The sequence below is a fragment of the Pantoea anthophila genome (genome assembly GCF_026104315.1).
GTDB classification, from domain to species: domain Bacteria; phylum Pseudomonadota; class Gammaproteobacteria; order Enterobacterales; family Enterobacteriaceae; genus Pantoea; species Pantoea anthophila.
On the sequence record NZ_CP110471.1, the window covers coordinates 393924 to 413522 of the forward strand.

The window sequence follows — 19599 nt, forward strand, 5'->3', positions numbered from 1 at the left end:
ATCCGATACCGCCTCTGTGCCTCTCCCTTCCTTTATTCATTACTGAACCGGCCGACCGTACTGGCCGCGCCCAGCGCATGCCCCTTCAGCTGTGCAATCAGTTCCGCCTGGGTTAAACCCGCTTTTAACTGGCCCGGCGGTAAATCGGTGGCGATCAGCACAAAGTTATAGTGGTGCAGACCGCTACCCGCTGGCGGACAGGGGCCATAATAGTGTGTAGTCCCCGGCGTATTCTTTCCGCCGGTATACCCTTTCCCCTCCGTCAGAGCGCCCTGAGCAAACGATGAACGCGTGGGGGCAATGTTGTAAGCCACCATGTGGGTGACGCCAAGCCCCCTGGCCCCCACCGGATCGGTCATCAGCAGCGCCAGACTGCGGGTGCCCGCCGGAATAGCCGACCAGTTGAGTTCAGGAGAGACATTCTCACCGGTACAGGAAGGATTACTTTTATTGGCACCGGCAAACTTTTTGTCCAGCAGCGCATTGTCGCTGAAGTCCCGGGATTGCAACGTAAACACGGATGCCGCCAGCGTGGTCATGGGCAGAACGGCCAGCGCCGCCGCGCAGAGTAATTTTTTCAACCGTCACTCCTTATCAGATAGCACCTGAGAAAATTGTCCCGCTACATTGTTTCATTGCCTGCTTATTCTGACGGCTGCGCGACAGAGGCCGCACAGCAGCGTCAGCATTTTCACTTCGCCTTGTTCAGGGCCGCAAAGACGCGCGCGACCGCGACGGCCCCCGGATCGGGCACGCCATTGAGGTTTGTGCTGTTCAGATAGGAGGAGCGACCCGCTTTTGCAGTTCCCATGGTGGCCGTCGCCTCACTGCCCTGCTGCGCCGCTTCTGCTGCCGCCTCCAGTGACTGGCCCGCCACCAGCGCCTCTATGGCCGGTTGCAGTGCATCGATCAGTGTCCGGTCGCCCGGCTTTGCCCCGCCATACTCCTTCATCTTCTCCAGCCCCTGCTGCAGGGCGACAGGCAGGGTATCGCCCTCCGCCAGTTGCTGGGCGGCAGCGGTAAAAAAGATCGCCATCAGCACGCCGCTGGAGCCGCCCATCACCGTCGCCAGCCGCTCTCCCGTGACCGCGAGCAGCTCGGGTAAAGCATTCAGTGGCAGCTGATTATCGGCACATTCGCGCTGGATCTGACGCGCGCCCGCGGCAAAGGTCGAACCGGTATCACCGTCCCCGACCTGCGCATCCAGCCGGTTCAGCTCACTTTCGCAGGCCATCAGGGTTTCACAGATAGTGTTCACGTAGGCGGCAACCTGGGAGTTTGCAGAGGGCTGGACCGGGTGGGCTGAAGCCGGAGTGGCGGCACTTACCGGTTCCAGTGGGGCGATTCTCACTGGGGTTACCCAGCCGGTGACCTCAACCGGCGCGCAGAGGGCCTCTTCGAAGAGGGGAGTCAGCCTCATGCAGGTCACGGAAAACCCTTTCATGTCCAGTGCGGTCATCAGCGGCGCAGGCCCCATCAGATAGTTACTGCTCCGGCTGAGCGGCGACGCAATCAGATCCCGCGTCACCAGACTCATCTCCAGCGCGGACATGCCGCCCAGATTATTCACCAGCAGCGCGCAGGGTTCCTCATTCTCCGGCATTACCTTCTCCAGCAGCTGCTGAACAATCTGCTGACTGTTCTGGCTCTGCATCACCTCAACGCCCGGTTCCCCGTGAATGCCCAGTCCCATTTCGACACTGCCTTCCGGCACCCGCTGGCTGACCGGCTCATCCGGCAGATGGCAGCCGGAGAGCGCCACGCCCATCGACGCGATGGCCTGGCTGGCCGCCTGCGCGGCCGCGGTGACCGCCGCCAGGTCGTCACCCCGTTCGGCGACGAAGCCCGCCACCTTGTGTACCAGCAGGGTACCGGCCAACCCGCGCGGCTGAGGATTCTCCGGCAGGGCCACATCATCACCGACAATCACCATGTTGACGCGGTATCCCGCCTTACGCGCCTTCTCTGCCGCCAGGCCAAAGTTAAGCCGATCGCCGGTGTAATTTTTTACAATGAGCAGGCATCCGGCTTCCCCGGTAAGATTGACGATGGCGTGATACACCGCGTCTACGCTGGGTGAAGCAAAGAGATCGCCACAAACGGCGGCCGTCAGCATCCCTTTACCGATAAATCCGACATGCGCCGGTTCATGTCCGGCTCCCCCGCCGGAGATCAGCGCCACCTGCTGTTTCTGCCAGTCCCTGCGCATGACAATGCGGATTCGCGGCGCGACCTGTAGCCGCACCAGATTGCGCCACGGGCTGGCGTAAATCATGCCATCTAACGCGCTGTCGACGAGGTCGTCCTTGTTATTCAGTACAAATCGGGTCATCTCTTCATTCCTCATGGGCGTGCGAAGGGGAAGTAAACAAGTGTTGCACATAACCGACAGACGGGGAGAAATCCCCTGCGAAACCCGGCGTATCAGCCCGTCTCGTTCAGCGCCTGGCGCGGCATCTGGCAAAGGCATCGCGCCACTCCGGACTAATTTATTGATTTTTATCAAATATCTTTATCCGAAACTGAGAGGTTCTGCGCAGAACCCTGATAGGGAATGGCGGAAGTTAGAGCGCATTCACAAACAGAGGATGTTTTTATGACTCAACGTATGATTCTGAATGAAACGGCCTGGTTTGGTGCCGGCGCGTTACGTCATCTGCCGGAAGAGGTAGAGCGTCGTGGAATGCGCAAAGCCCTGATTGTTACTGACCGTGCACTGGTGGCAGCCGGTGCGCTGAAGCGGGTGACCGATCGGCTGGCCAGCCACCAGCTTGCCTGGGCGGTGTACGATGAGGTGGTACCCAATCCCACCATTCGGGTGGTGCAGCAGGGCGTGGCGGCCTTCAGGGCATCGGGCGCAGATTATCTGATAGCGATCGGGGGCGGTTCACCTCAGGATACCAGCAAGGCGATCGGTATGATTATCAACAATCCCGAATTTGAAGATGTGCGCAGCCTGGAGGGCGTGGCCACCACCCGCCATCCCTGCGTTCCGATTATCGCTATCCCGACCACGGCAGGCACCGCCGCAGAAGTCACCATCAATTACGTTATTACCGATGAAGAGAAACGCCGTAAGTTTGTCTGTGTCGATCCGCATGCCATTCCGAAAGTCGCGATTGTTGATGCGGAAATGATGGCGAGTATGCCCGCCTCACTGAAAGCCGCAACCGGTATTGATGCACTGACCCACGCGATTGAGGGCTATATCACGCGTGGCGCCTGGACGCTGACCGATATGCTGCATCTCAAAGCCATTGAGATTATCAGCCGGTCACTGCGCAAGTCGGTGGCGGGGGATCCCGACGCGGTGGAGCAGATGGCGCTGGGACAGTATGTCGCCGGGATGGGTTTCTCCAGTGTCGGACTCGGGCTGGTTCATGGCATGGCTCATCCGCTGGGCGCCTTTTATGATGTGCCACACGGCATTGCTAACGCCATTCTGCTGCCGCAGGTGATGGCGTGGAATGCCGCCTGGACCGGCGAAAAGTATCGCGACATTGCGCGCGCCATGGGCGTGAAGCAGGTCGACACCCTCTCGCTGGAGCAGGCGCGGGAGGCCGCGGTTGATGCCGTTCGTCAGCTCTGTCGGGATGTGGGCATCCCGCGTTCCTTACGTGAAGTGGGTTTACAGCAGGCCGATATCCCGGCCCTGGCGCAGGCCGCGCTGGATGATGTCTGTACCGGTGGCAACCCGCGCACGCCCGATCTTGAGGCGGTGATGGCGCTCTACAGTCAGAGTTAACGCGCGCCAGCTTATCCGCCGCTGACGTCAGGCCCGCTCACGCCAGCGGGCTTTTTTATCGCGCTGGATCTGTCGCGATTCGCCAGGGCGGATAAAGCCAGTCAGCGCGGTGACGGCCGGGGTTTTCTCGATTTTTCTGATGCCCATTTCAGCCTGAAATCGCCCGCGAGTTTTCTGCAGGTTCCGGTGCATGCGCCACCTGACCGGATGATTTCTTTAGATGCTAAACCCTGAGTCACTTGATCTGGATCACAAAAATCCGCATCATGCGCAGCGAAAACCTTTACGATGCTGCGGAGATATTGATGACACTGTACCAGGGTATGCTGATTTTTTATGCCGTTGTTGCACTGTTCGCTACGCTGATCACCTTCTTTATCGCCAAAGATAAGCTCAGCATTAAACTGCTCAGCGCCTTTCTGGTGGGTGCCACCTGGCCGATGAGTTTTCCCGTTGCGCTGATGTTCGCGCTGTTTTAATTGACATTTTCGCCTTACCGACCACACTCAGATTAGACGTCACTGACCCGCTCTGCGCCGATCGCTGATGTCGGCTTGCTCATCACTCATATAAGGAGCGGTTATGCGCGTAATCAGTGTGGCGATTCTGATTTCCCTTCTCAGTGCCTGCAGCGGACCCTGGGGCGCCGAAAAACCGGTCCCGGCGGCAGAAACCCGTCAGCAGACCTGCCAGCCTGGCACCAATCCCAGCCAGAATGACTGCGGTCACTTTCCCGAACCGGAATTTCACTGACACACCCGCACAGTGTGTTACGGGATCGCATTTGCGCTATTTCATCGCATAACAAGGCTTTACACGCCGATGGCCGGTCAGTAAAGTAGCGCCCAGACATCATTTCTGATGCGTAAGCGTTAACGTCAACCAACGCCCCCGCAGCGCTGCTGCCTGTGATGATCCCTGCCATGAAGCCTCTGCAACTTAGTGTTAAACCTCATGCTGCGCTCTCCGGCGCCTCATTTTTTTTATTTGTGCTGCTGCTGACCGCGGCCAACCTTCGCGCACCGGTGACTGTGGTCGGCCCGGTTCTGCAGGATATCCGTCAGACCTTTGGACTGAGTGCCGGTGAAGCGGGTCTGTTCAACTTTATTCCCCTGATCCTCTTTGCCCTGCTTGCGCCACCAGCCGCCTGGCTCGGCAATCGCATCGGACTCGAACGCAGCCTGTGGGGCGCACTCTGCTTGATGACCGCGGGTTCCCTGTTGCGCTGGCTGCCTGTGGAGGCGGCGTTATGGGGCGGAACCCTGTTGCTCAGCGCCGGGATTGCTGCCGCCAACGTCCTGTTGCCCCCGCTGATTAAACGCGATTTCACCGCCCATACTGCCCGCTATATCGGGCTTTACGCCGCCACCATGTCGATTACGGCCAGCCTGGCCTCCGGGATTGCCGTTCCGCTGAGCCAGCTTTCCTCCGCAGGCTGGCGACTGTCGCTGGTGGTCTGGGCGATCCCAGGGCTGATTGCGCTGCTGGCCTGGCTGCCACTGCTACGCCAGCGTCCGTTAAAGCAGGCATCCGGCGAGACGACAGTTCTCCATCGCCATCCGTGGCGCTCGGCAGGCGGCTGGCAGATTGCCCTGTTTATGGCGCTGCAGTCGCTGGCGTTTTATACCCTGATCGACTGGTTTACGCTGTTCGCCCAGGACCAGGGTTTCAGTCAGGCCACGGCGGGCTGGCTGCTGTTCTGGTATCAGGCCATCGCGATTGTCGCCAATCTTGGCTGCATGATGGCGCTGAAGCGGGTAAAGGATGCCCGCCTCACCGCCTTCATCGCCTCGTCGGCTATCTTTCTCGGCATGCTGGGGCTACTGCTTAACCCGCTGTGGGCGGCGATCTGGCTGACCCTGGCCGGTCTGGGCGCAGGCGCCTCACTGGTGCTCTCCCTCTCCCTCTTTAATCTGCGGGCCAGCAATCATCGTCAGGCTTCACAGCTCTCCGGTATGGCCCAGTGCGTCGGCTATGCGCTGGCCGCGCTCGGTCCGTTGTTGTTTGGCGTGCTCCATGAGCAGAGCGGAAACTGGACGATCCCCTTCAGCGTACTGGTGCTACTGAGCCTGCTTCAGATGCTGCTGGCCCCCCTGGCCGCACAGTCAAAACCCATCAGCTGAACGTGCGGCCATGCCGCCATCAGACCTTAACAATATGATCTGCCGGTCGCTGATGCACAGCATCAGCGTCCGGCGGGAAGCGACAGGAGAAGCGAGTGTGTCTGAACTGAATAATGCGCTGTTGCAGGCGATCCTGGATGAGGTGCGTCCGCTGGTTCATCAGGGAAAAGTGGCGGACTATATCCCCGCGCTGGCCGATGTGGCCGCAGACCGGCTGGCTATCGCTGTCTGCCTGCCTGACGGCACCCTCTTTCAGGCGGGCGATGCCCAAACGCGCTTTTCGATTCAGTCGATCTCTAAAGCGCTGTCGCTGACCGTGGCGCTGACCCGCTATGACGATAGCGAAATCTGGCAGCGGGTCGGAAAAGAGCCGTCGGGTCAGCCTTTTAATTCGCTGGTGCAGCTCGAACTGGAACAGGGTAAACCGCGTAATCCCTTTATTAATGCGGGTGCCCTGGTGATCTGCGACCTGCTGGAAACCCGGCTGACCGCGCCGCGTCAGCGTATGCTGGAGATTGTCCGGCAGCTGAGTCAGCAGCCGGACATCAACTATGACCGCCACGTTGCCCGCTCCGAGTTTGAACACTCGGCCCGCAACGCGGCGATTGCCTGGCTGATGAAGTCGTTCGGGAATTTCGATAACGACGTGACCAGCGTGATGCAGACCTATTTTCACTACTGCTCACTGTCAATGAGCTGCGTTGAACTGGCACGCACGTTTATCTATCTGGCGAATCAGGGCCGGACGCTGGATGGCAGCCAGATGATTACCGCGCGTCAGGCGCGCCAGATTAACGCGCTGATGATCACCAGCGGGATGTACGATGGCGCAGGCGAATTTGCCTGGCGGGTCGGTATGCCGGCAAAGTCAGGGGTAGGTGGCGGGATCATTGCCATTATCCCCGGAGAGATGAGCATCGCCGTCTGGTCACCCGGACTCGATGGCGCGGGCAATTCCCTGGCGGGCACGGCGGTGCTGGAGTTACTGACGGAAAAGCTGGGCCGCTCTATTTTCTGACCCTGGGTCCCGACGAAGTAGAGTAGTCATCTGTGCAAGGCGGTTTGATGATGAACAGGCACGACGACTCCGGACGCCGGGGAGTGGGATCATAGTCTGCATAACAGACTGAGAGCATGTCTCAGTCTGTTTGAAGGATATCCGCCAGTTCCGCTTCGCTCAGCCCGGTCATGTGCAGAATGGTATGGCGGTCCATACCGCTTTGCAGCATCGCGCGGGCGATCTTAAATGTTGCTGCACGTTCACCTTTTACCATACCGAGCCGGATACCCTGCTCAATGCCGATTTGTTCCAGCTGTTGTGCAATCGTCATAAGTGAATCCCCATGCTGCGGTGCTGCATAATTTCGTCATCAGGTATAACTGTGACGTCAACCAATGGGAAAGCCTGATGATAAAGCCTGCCCGCCAGTACCGGATCGTCAAACTCATCCAGCCACCGGTTAGAATAGGGATAGGGGCTGCGTTTACCGGTATAAAACAGCACCGGTATCACCAGCGGTAACCGCTTATGTCCATTCTCCAGATGGCGCTGCATCGCTGCAACGGCATAACGAAGTAACCGAAACGCCATGTGTTTGTCTGGTGCAGACTGATGCTCAATCACAACATGGACAAATCCCTCACCTGAAGTCGTTTTCAGACTGTAAAGCACGTCGCTGAAATATTGCCTGAGATCCTTTTCCACAAACGACCCCGATTCGAGCTTCAGCGTGTCGGGATTACAGATCTCCCGCAGGTCTGGCGGCAGGTGCAGCGCCATAAAATCTCTGGCAATTTCAGGCTGCGTCAGAAACTGCCGGAATGTTGCATCATGAGGCGCAGGCGTGCCGTGCTTCTTTTTCATCGTGCCATCCTGGCTCTGTTCCTGATCCCCTTAACCTGATCCACCTGCTCTTTGTTTCGCGGTAATGAATCAGGCTATGACTGGAATATCACTCCAGACAAGGCAGGTAAAACAACACGCTTTAAATTTACGAGGTGGCCCGCTTTTCAGTGCAGAAAGCGTCATGCGCTGCCCATGCCGAAACTGCCGAAGATGCCCCCACTCAGACCGGGTTCAGCTCACCACGTTAATCGGCTCGCCCTGAAGAGAAGCGGCGATATTTTTCATCACGCCCTTCACCAGATTCTCTGCGCCGCTGCGGCTTGCCCAGGCAATGTGCGGCGTCAGCAGCAGACCCGGCAGATCCGCCAGCAGCGGATTATCGGGAGCAGGCGGTTCACTACTCAGCACATCCAGCGCCGCACCGCCGATAACGCGCTGCGCCAGGGCAGCCGCCAGATCGGCTTCATTGATTAATCCGCCACGCGCGGTGTTGATCAGCAGCGCCTGCGGTTTCATCTTAGCCAGCGCCTCACGGTCAATCATCTGTCGGGTCTGATCGCTTAACGGACAGTGCAGTGAAATCACATCGCTGGTGGCCAGCATCTGCTCAAAGCTGACATAGCCGTCACGCACAGTCTGACTCCCTTTGCGCTCGGCGAACTGGACCTGCATCCCCAGCGCCTGCGCCAGCCTTCCTACCGCCTGACCGATTTCGCCCCGGCCCGCGATACCCAGCATGGCCCCGCCGATATCCTGAATCGGCCGACGATGCAGACAGAAGTGTTGCGCCTGCGGCCAGTCCCGGCGCGTGGTGCTGGCATAGTCAAATAACTGCCGGCGCAGCGCGAAAAGGGCTGCAATCACCGCCTCGGAGACGCTCTGCGTGGAGTAGCCGGGCACATTGCTGACGGTGATCCCGTGATCGCGACAGGCGTCGAGATCGATACAGTCATAGCCGGTTGCGGCAACACAGACAAAGCGCAGATCCGGCAGTTGCCTGAGTGTGGCGGCGCGTAACGGAACTTTATTGGTGATCGCGATAGTCGCCCCCTGCAGGGCAGACACGATCTCATTAACCGGCGTGTGTGTGCGGATCTCCCACTCACCCTGGAGCTGTTCGATCGGCAGTGAGAGCGGCAGCGTATCGCCATCCAGCATAACTATTTTCATTATCTGTCCTTAATTGCTCAGAGTGTCATCCACAGGCTCAGCCGTGATGTTACCTGTATGTGTTCAGCGGGTAACAACTAAGTTAAATGAAGCTGAAATTAAAGTGAATATGTTCAAAGAGTGCGAATTTCTTTGCTTCAGCAGCCACTTTATTTAACCCTTTTATTCCCTTCGCGTTACACTGCCGCCCGGAAATTTGTCCCATTGTGCCTGTGTAAATGATGCCGAAATGCTTATTCAGACAACGACTCACAGCCGGTATTGCGATACTGGCCGTGCTGCTGTTGTTTGTTGCACCGATGGTCTCTAAAAACCTTGCGGCAGATCATGCCAGGATGCAGCACGTCAGCATGAGCGCAGAGATGCCGATGATGCATCATCACGGCGAGATGTCCATGATGGACCCTGTGATGATGACCGATGCAGGCTTTGCCTGCGGATACTGTGATTTACTGGTACATGTGCCCCTGATGCTCTGGAACTTTGTCCCGTTCATCTGGTGGATGTGCCTCATCAGTCGCGCACCGCCGCCCCGTGCGGTCACGCCGCTCCGGCGGCGGCGAACGCTGCGCCTTCATCGCCCCCGGGCACCGCCCTGTTACGCATCACACTGACACCATAACATTTCGATTGCGTGACAACGTCACCCGATCGCCCCTGTCTTTTGAAAAGTGTGGAATGCTATGTCCTCTTATCAGGAAACATCCCCTGCACCACGCGGCACGCTGTTTAATCTGCTACGCCGCCTGCATTTTTATATTGGTCTGTTTATTGCGCCGTTCATTTTCATCGCGGCCCTCACCGGAACGCTCTACGTTCTGACTCCGCAACTGGAACAGGCGATCTATCACGATGCCCTGACGACCCGTGCGCAGGGCGAGCCGCAGCCGCTCTCCGCGCAGGTTGCCGCAGCACGGGCCAGGGCAGGCCTGTCAGCGCACATCTACGCCGTGCGTCCCGCGCCGGGTCCCGGGGATACGACGCGGGTGCAGTTCACTGCCGCTGATGCGGGTCCCTCTGAGTCACGCTCGGTGTTTATCGATCCCTATACCCTGCAGGTCAGGGGGGATATGACCGTATATGGCACCAGCGGCGTGCTGCCGCTACGCATGTGGCTCGATCAGCTGCATCGTGGCTTGTTACTGGGCGATTTCGGCCGTAACTACAGTGAACTGGCCGCGTCCTGGCTCTGGGTCGCCGCGCTGGGCGGGCTCATCCTGTGGGCCGGTACCCGCCCTCCCCGTACCCGAAAGAACGTCCGCAGCGGGTTTGCCGCCGTGCGTCACTGGCACGTCACGCTGGGACTGCTGCTGGCCCTGGGCCTGATCTTCTTTTCGGTGACCGGGCTGACCTGGTCGCAGTGGGCGGGCAGCAACATTGAAAAGATGCGCAGCGACCTGAACTGGAAAACGCCGCAGGTGAAAACCGCGCTGAACGGTGACGCCCCGGCTGAATCTGCCGATCCCCACGCAGAGCATCGCGGCGCAATGGAAGGGATGACCATGTCGGGCATGACGATGCCCGCTGAGACTCCCGCGCGGGTCATTCCTAATCAGCCGGATGCCCGCTGGGATCAGGCCCTGTCTGCCGCCCGTCAGGCAGGACTGAAGGCGGCAAAACTCGAACTGCGCCAGCCTAAAAACGCCGGACAGGCATGGACGATTTCGGAGATTGACCGCAGCTGGCCAAGTCAGGTGGATGCCGTTTCACTCAATCCGGCCGACTTCACCGTGGTCGACAAAGTGGCGTTCGCCAGCTTCCCGCTGGTGGCAAAACTGACCCGCTGGGGCGTCGATGCGCACATGGGTGTGCTGTTCGGCCTGCCTAATCAGCTGATTCTGGCCCTCTTTGGCTTCGGACTCTGCACGATGATTGTGCTGGGCTACCGCATGTGGTGGATTCGTCGTCCGGCGGTTCCGCAGCTTAACCCTTCACAGACGCTGTTAACCGCCTGGCTGGCGCTGCCACGCTATGCGCAGGGCACCAGCCTCATCGTGATGCTGGCGCTCGGTTATGCCCTGCCGGTCATGGGCATCAGCCTGCTGCTGTTTCTGCTGCTGGATATTCAGCGCTGGCGCAGCGCCCGGCGTCGCAGCCAGGCCCGCACCGAGATTGCACCCGACAAGCAGTCGCCGCTGGCGATCGTGCAGTCCCGCTTCGCCGTGAAGCGCAAAGAGATGCGCTATTTTCTGCGCAGCGTGACGGTTCTGGCGCTGATTGTGATTTCGGTGATGGCGAATGCGATGATAGGCGGCGTGATTGATCAGTATCAGATCCCCTTCAGCCACTGGTCGCTGACGATGTATATCACGCAGGCGATGATGATTCTGCTCTACTCCACGGTCTTTACCGGACTGCTGTCGATTCCACTCTGGTATTTCTTCCTGGGTGAAAGCGATGAGCAGGGCAAATAGGCTGCCGCCTCCGCTGGCAGTCTCTTCTTCAACATAACTGACGAAGCCGGGCAAATTTCCCGGCTTTTCATTCTCCCACTAAAGGCTATGATCGTTGTCACTGACCCTTCTGTTTAAAGGCAAATCATGAACATCCTGCGTGCTAATCCTGAACAGCTGTTTGAGTACGGCCCCTTTACCGTCCGCCGTCAGCGACCTGGCGAGGCGCTAAGCCCGCTGGTCAGCGTTGACCTGATGTCGCTGAAGCTGGATGCCCGGATCCCGATGCAGCAGCACTGGAATGAAGAGGTTTTTACCTATCTGTGGCGGGGATCGATGCAGCATCAGGACAGTAACGGCGAGCGGACCCAGCTCTCCGCTAAGCGGGTGATGGTGGTCAATGCGGGTGACGGCGTTCAGTACGAAGAGTCGGTGCCGCTGTTTGAAGCGGAACTGTTACAGGCGGTTATCCGTCCCGCCCAGCCCGGGGGTGAAGCGATGACCCAGGTGCTGGAGCGCGATCAGGGCATTATGAGTAATGGCTGGACCGAACTGGCCGGGCCGGAGGAGTCAGACGCCCCACTGGAACTGCGTCAGGCAGCCTATATCTATGACACCCTGCTGGAGCGCAACCACACGCTGGACGTGCCCGCTCTGCCGGGCTTTGTGGCTTATCTCGTCGTGCTGGAAGGCAGCATTCGTATCGGCGAGGCGCAACTGGGTCGGGGTGATGCGGTCAGCGGGCTGGCGGCCGGGAGTGAAATCACGGGTGATCGGGATGCCAATCTGGTCTGCTTCCTGATCAAGCCCGATCACGCTGCATAAAAAACGCGCTGCCTTTCCCGGTGAGGTCTCAGGCAGCGCCACGCTTCATTAAAAAACGCCGCGCGGGACGATTTCCGCGCGGCAATGTTTGTCCTTACTCCCGGTTACGGGGCTGCTTCGCCTGAACCCGTTTATAAACGTGGTCAAACTGACGCACATCGTCGAGTAACCAGTGGCGCTGCGTCAGCGGCGCATCATCCAGTGCCTGCGGCAGCGGCACCCCATCCAGTGAACCCCGACAGCAAAAGGCGCGCGCCAGGGTCGGCGTGGCAATACCAATGTAACGGGCAAATTCGGGCAACGTCATCAGTGCAGCACTCATCTTCCACCTCCGGCAATTAACTTTCCTCTGCATTCTCAGGCTAATTCTTTACTGCTTTTATTGATCTGAAACATGGATGTGGTACTAATCTTCTGCCTGCTGATGAGAAAGCTCGCCTCGCCCACCGCAAACCGAGAAAGAAGTGAGGAACCTGTGCGCCATTATGGATTGATGATAGCCCTGCTGTTTTCCGGCGTTGCGTCCGCCCACACCCTGACACCCGGCCAGCCGGTTCCGCCGGTCTTTGTGGCCGATAAAGGTGAAATGGTCCTGAATCAGGGCGATATCGGCTACCAGCGCTGGAACAGTCAGGCGCTGACCGGCAAAGTGCGGCTGGTGATCCATGTCGCCGGGCGTCTTTCAGCCAAAGAGCAGAGTGCTGCCCTGATTGAGGCCGTTCAGCAGGCCAGTCTGCCGCGCGATCGCTTTCAGACCACCACCATCGTGAATACCGACGACGCCCTGCCCGGCAGCGCCATTTTTGTGGTGCGCAGCATCGCCTCCAGCAAAAAAGCCGCTCCCTGGCAGCAATTCATCATCGACAGCAGCGGCGTGACGGCGCATAGCTGGCATCTTCAGCCAGAAAGCGCAGCCGTCGTGGTCGTTGATCAGCAAGGTATTGTGCGCTTCGCTAAAGATGGCGCATTATCTGCTGACAACGTCGCCAGCGTGATGAAACAGCTACGGGCATTGCTGGGCTGATAACCGCTTAGTTTTCACCCGGCTGACGCCGCAAATCGCGGAATGCTCCTGAATTTCCCGACATTTTTTATTACCGTAAGCTACGCTTAGTTGTAATGGATTTACCCGCCGTTCTTTGAAAACCTGCCCACTATGCCGGGGCAGCCGGGGACGATGATTGAAGATGGCATCGAATCATTTCGACCTGCTGTGACTTCCTCTGTAGATAAGGACAGCCCTGATGACGGTCTGCGCAGAAAAACACGTCAATGTCATACACAGCGATGCAGCGATTCTGTTGAACGATATTGAGCAACGGCTCGATCAGCTTTTACCGGTCGACAGTGAACGTGACCTGGTCGGCGCGGCAATGCGCGACGGCGCGCTGGCGCCGGGAAAACGTATTCGTCCGCTGCTGCTGCTGCTGACCGCGCGCGATCTGGGGTGCAATGCCAGCGCAGCCGGTCTGCTTGATCTCGCCTGCGCGGTTGAGATGGTGCACGCCGCTTCGCTGATCCTGGACGATATGCCCTGCATGGATGATGCGCAGCTGCGGCGCGGACGCCCCACCATCCACTGTCAGTATGGTGAGCATGTCGCCATCCTCGCTGCCGTGGCCCTGCTGAGTAAGGCCTTTGGTCTGGTCGCCGTGGCAGAGGGCTTAACCGCCAGCGCCAGAACGGACGCGGTTGCAGAGCTGTCTCAGGCGGTTGGGATGCAGGGGCTGGTACAGGGGCAGTTCAAGGATCTCTCGGAGGGAGATAAACCCCGCAGCGCCGACGCTATTCTGATGACCAATCACTTCAAAACCAGCACTCTGTTCTGCGCCTCCATGCAGATGGCCTCTATCGTCGCGGAAGCCCCCAAAGAAGCCCGCGAACAGCTGCACCGCTTTTCGCTGAATCTCGGTCAGGCGTTTCAGCTGCTGGACGATCTCACTGACGGTATGAGTGACACCGGTAAAGATGCCCATCAGGATGAGGGAAAATCGACGCTGGTGAATCTTCTCGGCGCAAAAGCGGTGGAATCGCAACTGCGCGACCATCTGCGCTGCGCCGGAGAGCACCTGTTGTCCGCCTGCCGCGACGGTTACGCCACCCATCATTTTGTTCAGGCCTGGTTTGAGAAAAAACTCGCTGCCGTCAGTTAAGGATGCTGCATGAGCCACTTTGCGGTTATTGCACCGCCCTTCTATAGCCATGTGCAGGCGCTTCAGCATCTCAGCCAGGCCCTGATAGCACGCGGACACCGTATCACCTTTATTCAGCAGACGGACGTCAGCGCACTGCTCACCGACCGCCGCATCGGCTTTTTTCCGCTGGGCTTAACCTCGCATCCTGCCGGAAGTCTGGCTCATACCCTGCAGCTGGCTGCACACCCCCTTGGCCCGTCGATGCTGAAACTGATCAGTGAGATGGCGCGCAGCAGCGATATGCTCTGTCGCGAACTGCCGGTGGTGCTGAATACGCTGGCAGTGGATGGCGTGATTGTCGATCAGATGGAGCCGGCCGGCGCGCTGGCCGCTGAAGCACTCGATCTGCCTTATGTTTCGGTGGCCTGTGCCCTGCCGCTTAACCGTGAAGCGGATTTCCCGCTGGCAGTGATGCCGTTTGATTATGGCACCAGCGACCAGGCGCGCGAACGTTATCGTGCCAGTGAAAAAATCTACGACTGGCTGATGCGCCGCCACGACAGGGTAATCGCACGTAACGCCCATGCAATGGGGCTGTCACCGCGGGAAAAGCTGCACCACTGTTTTTCTCCGCTGGCACAAATCAGCCAGCTGATCCCGGCGCTGGATTTTCCCCGTCAGGCGCTGCCCGACCATTTTCATGCTGTTGGTCCGCTGCGCGCCCCGGACGCGCCCCAGGCCACACAGCCGCGCTATTTTCCGCATGGCAACAGGCCGCGCATTTTTGCTTCCCTCGGCACCCTGCAGGGACACCGTTACGGCCTGTTTAAAACGATCGTCCGCGCCTGTCAGGAGATCGACGCGCAGTTACTGCTGGCCCACTGTGGCCGCCTGTCGCCGTTTCAGGCGGAGAAACTGGCGCAGGCCAGCCATGTTCAGGTTGTCGATTTTGCTGACCAGGCCGCCGCGCTGGCCCAGGCCGACCTGGCCATTACCCACGGCGGCATGAACACGGTGCTGGATGCGATTAACCATCTGACGCCTCTGCTGACAATCCCGCTGGCCTTTGATCAGCCGGGCGTGGCAGCCAGGGTGGTCTGGCACGGTATCGGCCGCCGCGCCTCACGTTTTACCACCAGTCACGCCATGGCCCGCCAGCTGCAGACCTTACTGACGGATACGCACTATGCTGAGCAGATGAAGCCCCTGCGCGCCGCGCTTCGTCAGGCGGGTGGCGCCTCGCTGGCAGCGGATATCGTCGAGCAGGCGATGCTGACCCGCCAGCCCGTGCTGAACGGGAGTGCCTATGCCACGGTATGATCTGATCCTGGTGGGCGCGGGTCTGGCCAACGGGCTGATTGCGCTGCGCCTCCGCCAGCAGCGGCCGTCGCTGCGCATACTGCTGATTGACGCGGAGAGTCAGCCTGGCGCTCATCACACCTGGTCCTTTCATGCAGACGACCTGACTGAAGCGCAGCACCGCTGGATCGCCCCGCTGGTGGTGCATCACTGGCCCGGTTATGAGGTGCGCTTTCCGCAACGTCAGCGCCATCTGAACAGTGGCTATTTTTGTGTCACAGCAGAGCGCTTCGCTCAGGTCATGCGCGATCACTTTGCCGCTGACCTGCTGCTGAATACGCGTGTCGCAACGCTCGATTCACACTCGGTCACGCTGGACGATGGCCGGGTAGTGGAAGCGGATGCCGTGATTGATGGCCGGGGCTACCAGCCCGATGGCGCGCTGCGCATGGGCTTTCAGTCGTTTGTCGGACAGGAGTGGCAGCTGAGTGCTCCACACGGGCTGACCGCGCCGATCATTATGGATGCCACGGTTGACCAGCAGGCAGGCTATCGCTTTGTCTACAGCCTGCCCTTTTCGGCCGATACGCTGCTGATTGAAGACACCCATTATATCGACCGCGCCACGCTGGACGGTGAACGCGCCCGCCAGAATATTCGTGACTACGCGGCGCAGCAGGGCTGGCAGCTGGCCCGTTTGCTGCGCGAAGAACAGGGTGCCCTGCCCATCACGCTGACAGGCGACGTTGACGCATTCTGGCAAAAGCGTGACCTACCGTGCAGCGGCTTACGCGCCGGGCTGTTTCATCCCACCACCGGCTACTCACTGCCGCTGGCAGTGGCGCTGGCTGATCGGCTGGCGGAGATGCCCGCAATGACATCGGCCTCACTCAACGCCACTATCAGACAGGTGGCCTCCCAGGCCTGGCAGCAGCAGCGCTTCTTTCGCATGCTGAACCGGATGCTGTTTCTGGCGGGGCCGGCCGGGCAGCGCTGGCAGGTGATGCAACGTTTTTATGGCCTTCCCGAAGGTCTGATCGCCCGTTTTTATGCGGGAAAACTTACTTTGCCTGATCGGCTGCGTATTTTAAGCGGCAAGCCCCCGGTCCCCGTACTGGCGGCGTTACAGGCTATCATGACTCCTCACCGTCAACAGGCGATGCAATGAACAGAACGACAGTAATTGGCGCAGGCTTTGGTGGTCTGGCGCTGGCGATTCGCCTTCAGGCGTCAGGCATTCCCACCCGACTGCTGGAGAAGCGCGATAAGCCAGGCGGCCGGGCGTATGTTTATCAGGATCAGGGCTACACCTTTGATGCCGGCCCGACGGTGATCACCGATCCCAGCGCGATTGAAGAGTTATTTACGCTGGCGGGTAAAAAGCTCGCTGACTATGTTGAGCTGCTGCCGGTCAGGCCCTTTTATCGTCTCTGCTGGGAGTCAGGCAGGGTGTTCAGTTATGACAACGATCAGCCCGAACTGGAAGCGCAGATCGCCGCCTTTAATCCGCGTGATGTCGAAGGCTATCGCCGTTTTCTGGCTTACTCGCGCGCCGTGTTCGCCGAAGGCTATCTGAAACTGGGCACCGTGCCGTTTCTCTCGTTCCGCGACATGCTGCGCGCCGCGCCGCAGCTGGCAAAACTGCAGGCCTGGCGCAGTGTTTACAGCAAGGTGGCAAGCTACATTGAGGATGAACACCTGCGTCAGGCGTTCTCCTTTCACTCGCTGCTGGTCGGCGGCAATCCCTTTGCCACCTCCTCCATCTACACGCTGATTCATGCGCTGGAACGTGAATGGGGAGTCTGGTTCCCGCGCGGCGGCACGGGCGCACTGGTGCAGGGCATGGTGAAACTGTTCGAGGATCTGGGTGGCGAAGTGGAACTGAATGCCAGCGTGGCCCGGCTGGAAACGCAGGAAAACCGGATTACGGCCGTCCATCTCGAAGATGGCCGGGTACTCCCGACCCGCGCCGTCGCCTCCAACGCAGACGTGGTGCACACCTACCATGATCTGCTGCGTCAGCATCCCCCTTCTGTGGCTCAGGGAAAGACACTGCAGAACAAGCGCATGAGCAACTCCCTGTTTGTGCTCTATTTTGGCCTGAATCATCATCATGACCAGCTGGCTCACCACACCGTCTGCTTCGGCCCGCGCTACCGTGAACTGATCGATGAGATCTTCAATCGTGATGGTCTGGCCGAGGACTTCTCGCTCTACCTGCACGCCCCCTGTGTCACCGATCCCTCACTGGCTCCGGAAGGCTGCGGCAGCTACTACGTGCTGGCCCCGGTGCCGCATCTCGGCACGGCTGATATCGACTGGGCGGTTGAAGGTCCGCGCCTGCGCGACCGTATTTTTGACTATCTGGAACAGCACTACATGCCGGGCCTGCGCAGTCAGCTGGTGACGCACCGCATCTTCACGCCGTTCGATTTTCGCGATGAGCTGAACGCCTATCAGGGCTCCGCCTTCTCGGTTGAACCCATCCTGACCCAGAGCGCCTGGTTCCGGCCACATAACCGCGATAAACACCTCAGTAACCTCTACCTGGTCGGCGCAGGCACGCATCCTGGCGCAGGCATTCCTGGCGTGGTGGGCTCGGCGAAAGCCACGGCAGGATTGATGCTGGAGGATCTGGCTTGAACAGTCCGTCACTGCTCGATCATGCTGTAGAAACCATGGAAGTGGGTTCAAAAAGTTTTGCCACGGCATCGAAACTGTTCGATGCCAAAACCCGACGCAGTGTGCTGATGCTCTACGCCTGGTGCCGTCACTGTGATGATGTGATTGACGATCAGGTGCTGGGCTTCAGCAACGATACGCCGTCGCGACTCTCCGCCGAACAGCGTCTGGCGCAGCTGGAGACAAAAACCCGCCAGGCTTATGCCGGGTTGCAGATGCATGAGCCTGCCTTTGCGGCCTTTCAGGAGGTGGCAATGGCGCACGATATTCTGCCTGACTACGCCTTTGCTCATCTGGCCGGTTTTGCGATGGATGTGCGTGAGACGCGCTATCAGACCCTGGACGACACGCTGCGCTACTGTTATCACGTGGCGGGCGTGGTCGGTCTGATGATGGCGCAGATCATGGGGGTGCGCGACAGGGCCACGCTGGATCGCGCCTGCGATCTCGGTCTGGCGTTTCAACTGACCAACATTGCCCGCGACATCGTCGAAGATGCGGCCGCAGACCGCTGTTATCTGCCTGAAGCGTGGCTGGCTGAAGAGGGGCTTACACGGGAAACTCTGGCCGCGCCACAACATCGTCAGGCGCTGAGCCGCGTCGCCCGTCGCCTGGTTGAAACGGCGGAGCCCTACTATCACTCGGCCACAGCAGGTCTGCCAGGCCTGCCGCTGCGATCGGCATGGGCAATCGCAACCGCGAAGCAGGTCTATCGTAAAATCGGCATGAAAGTGATTCAGGCAGGGCCAGCGGCGTGGGATCAGCGCCTGTCCACCAGCACGCCCGAGAAACTGGTCATGCTGATGGCGGCGTCAGGTCAGGCGGTTACTTCCCGGATGGCGCGTCCTGCTCCACGCCCCGCTCACCTCTGGCAGCGCCCCGTTTAACGCCGTGACGTTCACGCAGCGTCGCCTGCAGTTTTGACAGCGGTGGCGCATAGAGGAAGCCAAACGAGACACACCCCTCTTTTCCGCGCACCGCGTGATGCATCCGGTGCGCCATATAGAGCCGACGTAAATAGCCCCGGCGCGGAACATAGCGGAAGGGCCAGCGCTGGTGAACCAGGCCGTCATGAACAATAAAGTAGAGCAGGCCATAAAGCGTCATCCCGGCGCCGATCCACTGCAACGGCCAGACGCCCGTGCTGCCCAGCCAGATCAGTAAAATCGACAGGCCCGCGAACACCACCGCATAAAGATCGTTAACCTCGAACCAGCCCTTGTGCGGCTCATGATGCGACAGATGCCAGCCCCAGCCCCAGCCATGCATAATATATTTGTGCGCCAGCGCAGCCGTTATCTCCATGCCGATCACGGTGACCAGAACAATCAGGGCATTCCAAATCCACAACATAGCTTCTCCCGAACATGCATCCTGCAAA

General features: G+C 59.3%; 19 protein-coding genes and 1 pseudogene. 14 read left to right on the forward strand and 6 right to left on the reverse strand.

Going from position 1 to position 19599, the window contains the following annotated elements:
- Window positions 1-32: 32 nt before the first annotated feature.
- Both OJ965_RS01840 and OJ965_RS01845 read right to left on the reverse strand, forming a co-directional pair.
- Entirely contained in the window at window positions 33-581 is a 549-nt protein-coding gene (locus OJ965_RS01840) for a YbhB/YbcL family Raf kinase inhibitor-like protein (RefSeq protein WP_167428665.1), read from the reverse strand.
- Window positions 582-691: 110 nt separating this feature from the next.
- A complete protein-coding gene (locus tag OJ965_RS01845; protein WP_265135376.1) occupies window positions 692-2332 on the reverse strand; it encodes a dihydroxyacetone kinase subunit DhaK in 1641 nt (546 codons plus the stop codon).
- Between the two features lie 264 nt (window positions 2333-2596).
- Between OJ965_RS01845 and fucO the strand changes: the two genes are divergently transcribed.
- The 5 genes from fucO to glsB all read left to right on the forward strand — a co-directional run bounded on the left by fucO (window position 2597) and on the right by glsB (window position 6886).
- On the forward strand, window positions 2597-3745 hold the full coding sequence (gene fucO, locus OJ965_RS01850) for a lactaldehyde reductase (RefSeq protein ID WP_265135377.1): 1149 nt from the start codon (window positions 2597-2599) through the stop codon (window positions 3743-3745).
- 305 nt (window positions 3746-4050) lie between these two features.
- Entirely contained in the window at window positions 4051-4224 is a 174-nt protein-coding gene (locus tag OJ965_RS01855) for a GhoT/OrtT family toxin (RefSeq protein ID WP_009093071.1), read from the forward strand.
- A 103-nt stretch (window positions 4225-4327) separates the two neighbouring features.
- Window positions 4328-4498, forward strand: coding sequence for a YdgH/BhsA/McbA family protein (locus OJ965_RS01860; protein WP_167428668.1), 171 nt, complete (start codon window positions 4328-4330; stop codon window positions 4496-4498).
- A 170-nt stretch (window positions 4499-4668) separates the two neighbouring features.
- Window positions 4669-5868, forward strand: coding sequence for a CynX/NimT family MFS transporter (locus tag OJ965_RS01865; RefSeq protein WP_265135378.1), 1200 nt, complete (start codon window positions 4669-4671; stop codon window positions 5866-5868).
- A gap of 52 nt (window positions 5869-5920) precedes the next feature.
- The gene (glsB, locus tag OJ965_RS01870) at window positions 5921-6886 is read left to right on the forward strand and encodes a glutaminase B (RefSeq protein WP_050544670.1); all 966 of its coding nucleotides are present in this window, start codon (window positions 5921-5923) and stop codon (window positions 6884-6886) included.
- Between the two features lie 121 nt (window positions 6887-7007).
- Here glsB and OJ965_RS01875 read toward each other — a convergent pair.
- Both OJ965_RS01875 and OJ965_RS01880 read right to left on the reverse strand, forming a co-directional pair.
- A pseudogene (locus OJ965_RS01875) lies at window positions 7008-7732 on the reverse strand (Rpn family recombination-promoting nuclease/putative transposase).
- 213 nt (window positions 7733-7945) lie between these two features.
- The gene (locus OJ965_RS01880; RefSeq protein WP_265135379.1) at window positions 7946-8884 is read right to left on the reverse strand and encodes a D-2-hydroxyacid dehydrogenase; all 939 of its coding nucleotides are present in this window, start codon (window positions 8882-8884) and stop codon (window positions 7946-7948) included.
- A 221-nt stretch (window positions 8885-9105) separates the two neighbouring features.
- Between OJ965_RS01880 and OJ965_RS01885 the strand changes: the two genes are divergently transcribed.
- The 3 genes from OJ965_RS01885 (at window position 9106) to OJ965_RS01895 (ending at window position 12102) form a co-directional block, all read left to right on the forward strand.
- Window positions 9106-9498 carry a DUF2946 domain-containing protein gene (locus OJ965_RS01885; protein ID WP_411830297.1) on the forward strand — a complete coding sequence of 131 codons (393 nt, stop codon included), beginning with the start codon at window positions 9106-9108 and terminating at the stop codon, window positions 9496-9498.
- Window positions 9499-9567: 69 nt separating this feature from the next.
- Window positions 9568-11298, forward strand: a complete 1731-nt coding sequence (locus OJ965_RS01890) for a DUF2534 family protein (protein ID WP_265135380.1) — start codon at window positions 9568-9570, stop codon at window positions 11296-11298.
- Window positions 11299-11424: 126 nt separating this feature from the next.
- Window positions 11425-12102 (forward strand): pirin family protein, encoded by a 678-nt coding sequence (locus tag OJ965_RS01895; protein WP_265135381.1) that lies wholly within the window; start codon window positions 11425-11427, stop codon window positions 12100-12102.
- Between the two features lie 94 nt (window positions 12103-12196).
- Here OJ965_RS01895 and OJ965_RS01900 read toward each other — a convergent pair whose 3' ends face one another.
- Entirely contained in the window at window positions 12197-12424 is a 228-nt protein-coding gene (locus OJ965_RS01900; protein WP_009093079.1) for a hypothetical protein, read from the reverse strand.
- Between the two features lie 171 nt (window positions 12425-12595).
- On the opposite strand from OJ965_RS01900, the gene OJ965_RS01905 reads away from it, so the two are divergent.
- The 6 genes from OJ965_RS01905 to crtB all read left to right on the forward strand — a co-directional run bounded on the left by OJ965_RS01905 (window position 12596) and on the right by crtB (window position 19105).
- A complete protein-coding gene (locus OJ965_RS01905; RefSeq protein WP_009093080.1) occupies window positions 12596-13126 on the forward strand; it encodes a YtfJ family protein in 531 nt (176 codons plus the stop codon).
- A 220-nt stretch (window positions 13127-13346) separates the two neighbouring features.
- On the forward strand, window positions 13347-14255 hold the full coding sequence (locus OJ965_RS01910) for a polyprenyl synthetase family protein (protein ID WP_009093081.1): 909 nt from the start codon (window positions 13347-13349) through the stop codon (window positions 14253-14255).
- Window positions 14256-14264: 9 nt separating this feature from the next.
- Window positions 14265-15557, forward strand: coding sequence for a glycosyltransferase (locus OJ965_RS01915; protein WP_140029245.1), 1293 nt, complete (start codon window positions 14265-14267; stop codon window positions 15555-15557).
- Window positions 15544-16704 carry a lycopene beta-cyclase CrtY gene (gene crtY / locus OJ965_RS01920; RefSeq protein WP_009093084.1) on the forward strand — a complete coding sequence of 387 codons (1161 nt, stop codon included), beginning with the start codon at window positions 15544-15546 and terminating at the stop codon, window positions 16702-16704. The genes OJ965_RS01915 and crtY overlap by 14 nt, the downstream gene beginning before the upstream one ends.
- The gene (locus tag OJ965_RS01925) at window positions 16701-18179 is read left to right on the forward strand and encodes a phytoene desaturase (protein ID WP_046102889.1); all 1479 of its coding nucleotides are present in this window, start codon (window positions 16701-16703) and stop codon (window positions 18177-18179) included. Before crtY ends, OJ965_RS01925 begins: the two co-directional genes overlap by 4 nt.
- On the forward strand, window positions 18176-19105 hold the full coding sequence (gene crtB / locus OJ965_RS01930) for a 15-cis-phytoene synthase CrtB (protein ID WP_046102888.1): 930 nt from the start codon (window positions 18176-18178) through the stop codon (window positions 19103-19105). Before OJ965_RS01925 ends, crtB begins: the two co-directional genes overlap by 4 nt.
- Here the strand turns inward: crtB and OJ965_RS01935 are convergent.
- Window positions 19044-19571, reverse strand: a complete 528-nt coding sequence (locus tag OJ965_RS01935; RefSeq protein ID WP_009093087.1) for a sterol desaturase family protein — start codon at window positions 19569-19571, stop codon at window positions 19044-19046. The genes crtB and OJ965_RS01935 overlap by 62 nt on opposite strands.
- Window positions 19572-19599: the final 28 nt, after the last annotated feature.

What these genes read in the sequence shown, in the direction of transcription:
- OJ965_RS01845 (WP_265135376.1), bottom strand. Translation starts at nt 2,332, where the DNA reads ATGACCCGATTTGTACTGAATAACAAGGACGACCTCGTCGACAGCGCG.
- fucO (WP_265135377.1), top strand. Translation starts at nt 2,597, where the DNA reads ATGACTCAACGTATGATTCTGAATGAAACGGCCTGGTTTGGTGCCGGC.
- OJ965_RS01855 (WP_009093071.1), top strand. Translation starts at nt 4,051, where the DNA reads ATGACACTGTACCAGGGTATGCTGATTTTTTATGCCGTTGTTGCACTG.
- OJ965_RS01860 (WP_167428668.1), top strand. Translation starts at nt 4,328, where the DNA reads ATGCGCGTAATCAGTGTGGCGATTCTGATTTCCCTTCTCAGTGCCTGC.
- OJ965_RS01865 (WP_265135378.1), top strand. Translation starts at nt 4,669, where the DNA reads ATGAAGCCTCTGCAACTTAGTGTTAAACCTCATGCTGCGCTCTCCGGC.
- glsB (WP_050544670.1), top strand. Translation starts at nt 5,921, where the DNA reads ATGCACAGCATCAGCGTCCGGCGGGAAGCGACAGGAGAAGCGAGTGTG.
- OJ965_RS01880 (WP_265135379.1), bottom strand. Translation starts at nt 8,884, where the DNA reads ATGAAAATAGTTATGCTGGATGGCGATACGCTGCCGCTCTCACTGCCG.
- OJ965_RS01885 (WP_411830297.1), top strand. Translation starts at nt 9,106, where the DNA reads ATGCCGAAATGCTTATTCAGACAACGACTCACAGCCGGTATTGCGATA.
- OJ965_RS01890 (WP_265135380.1), top strand. Translation starts at nt 9,568, where the DNA reads ATGTCCTCTTATCAGGAAACATCCCCTGCACCACGCGGCACGCTGTTT.
- OJ965_RS01895 (WP_265135381.1), top strand. Translation starts at nt 11,425, where the DNA reads ATGAACATCCTGCGTGCTAATCCTGAACAGCTGTTTGAGTACGGCCCC.
- OJ965_RS01900 (WP_009093079.1), bottom strand. Translation starts at nt 12,424, where the DNA reads ATGAGTGCTGCACTGATGACGTTGCCCGAATTTGCCCGTTACATTGGT.
- OJ965_RS01905 (WP_009093080.1), top strand. Translation starts at nt 12,596, where the DNA reads ATGATAGCCCTGCTGTTTTCCGGCGTTGCGTCCGCCCACACCCTGACA.
- OJ965_RS01910 (WP_009093081.1), top strand. Translation starts at nt 13,347, where the DNA reads ATGACGGTCTGCGCAGAAAAACACGTCAATGTCATACACAGCGATGCA.
- OJ965_RS01915 (WP_140029245.1), top strand. Translation starts at nt 14,265, where the DNA reads ATGAGCCACTTTGCGGTTATTGCACCGCCCTTCTATAGCCATGTGCAG.
- crtY (WP_009093084.1), top strand. Translation starts at nt 15,544, where the DNA reads ATGCCACGGTATGATCTGATCCTGGTGGGCGCGGGTCTGGCCAACGGG.
- OJ965_RS01925 (WP_046102889.1), top strand. Translation starts at nt 16,701, where the DNA reads ATGAACAGAACGACAGTAATTGGCGCAGGCTTTGGTGGTCTGGCGCTG.
- OJ965_RS01935 (WP_009093087.1), bottom strand. Translation starts at nt 19,571, where the DNA reads ATGTTGTGGATTTGGAATGCCCTGATTGTTCTGGTCACCGTGATCGGC.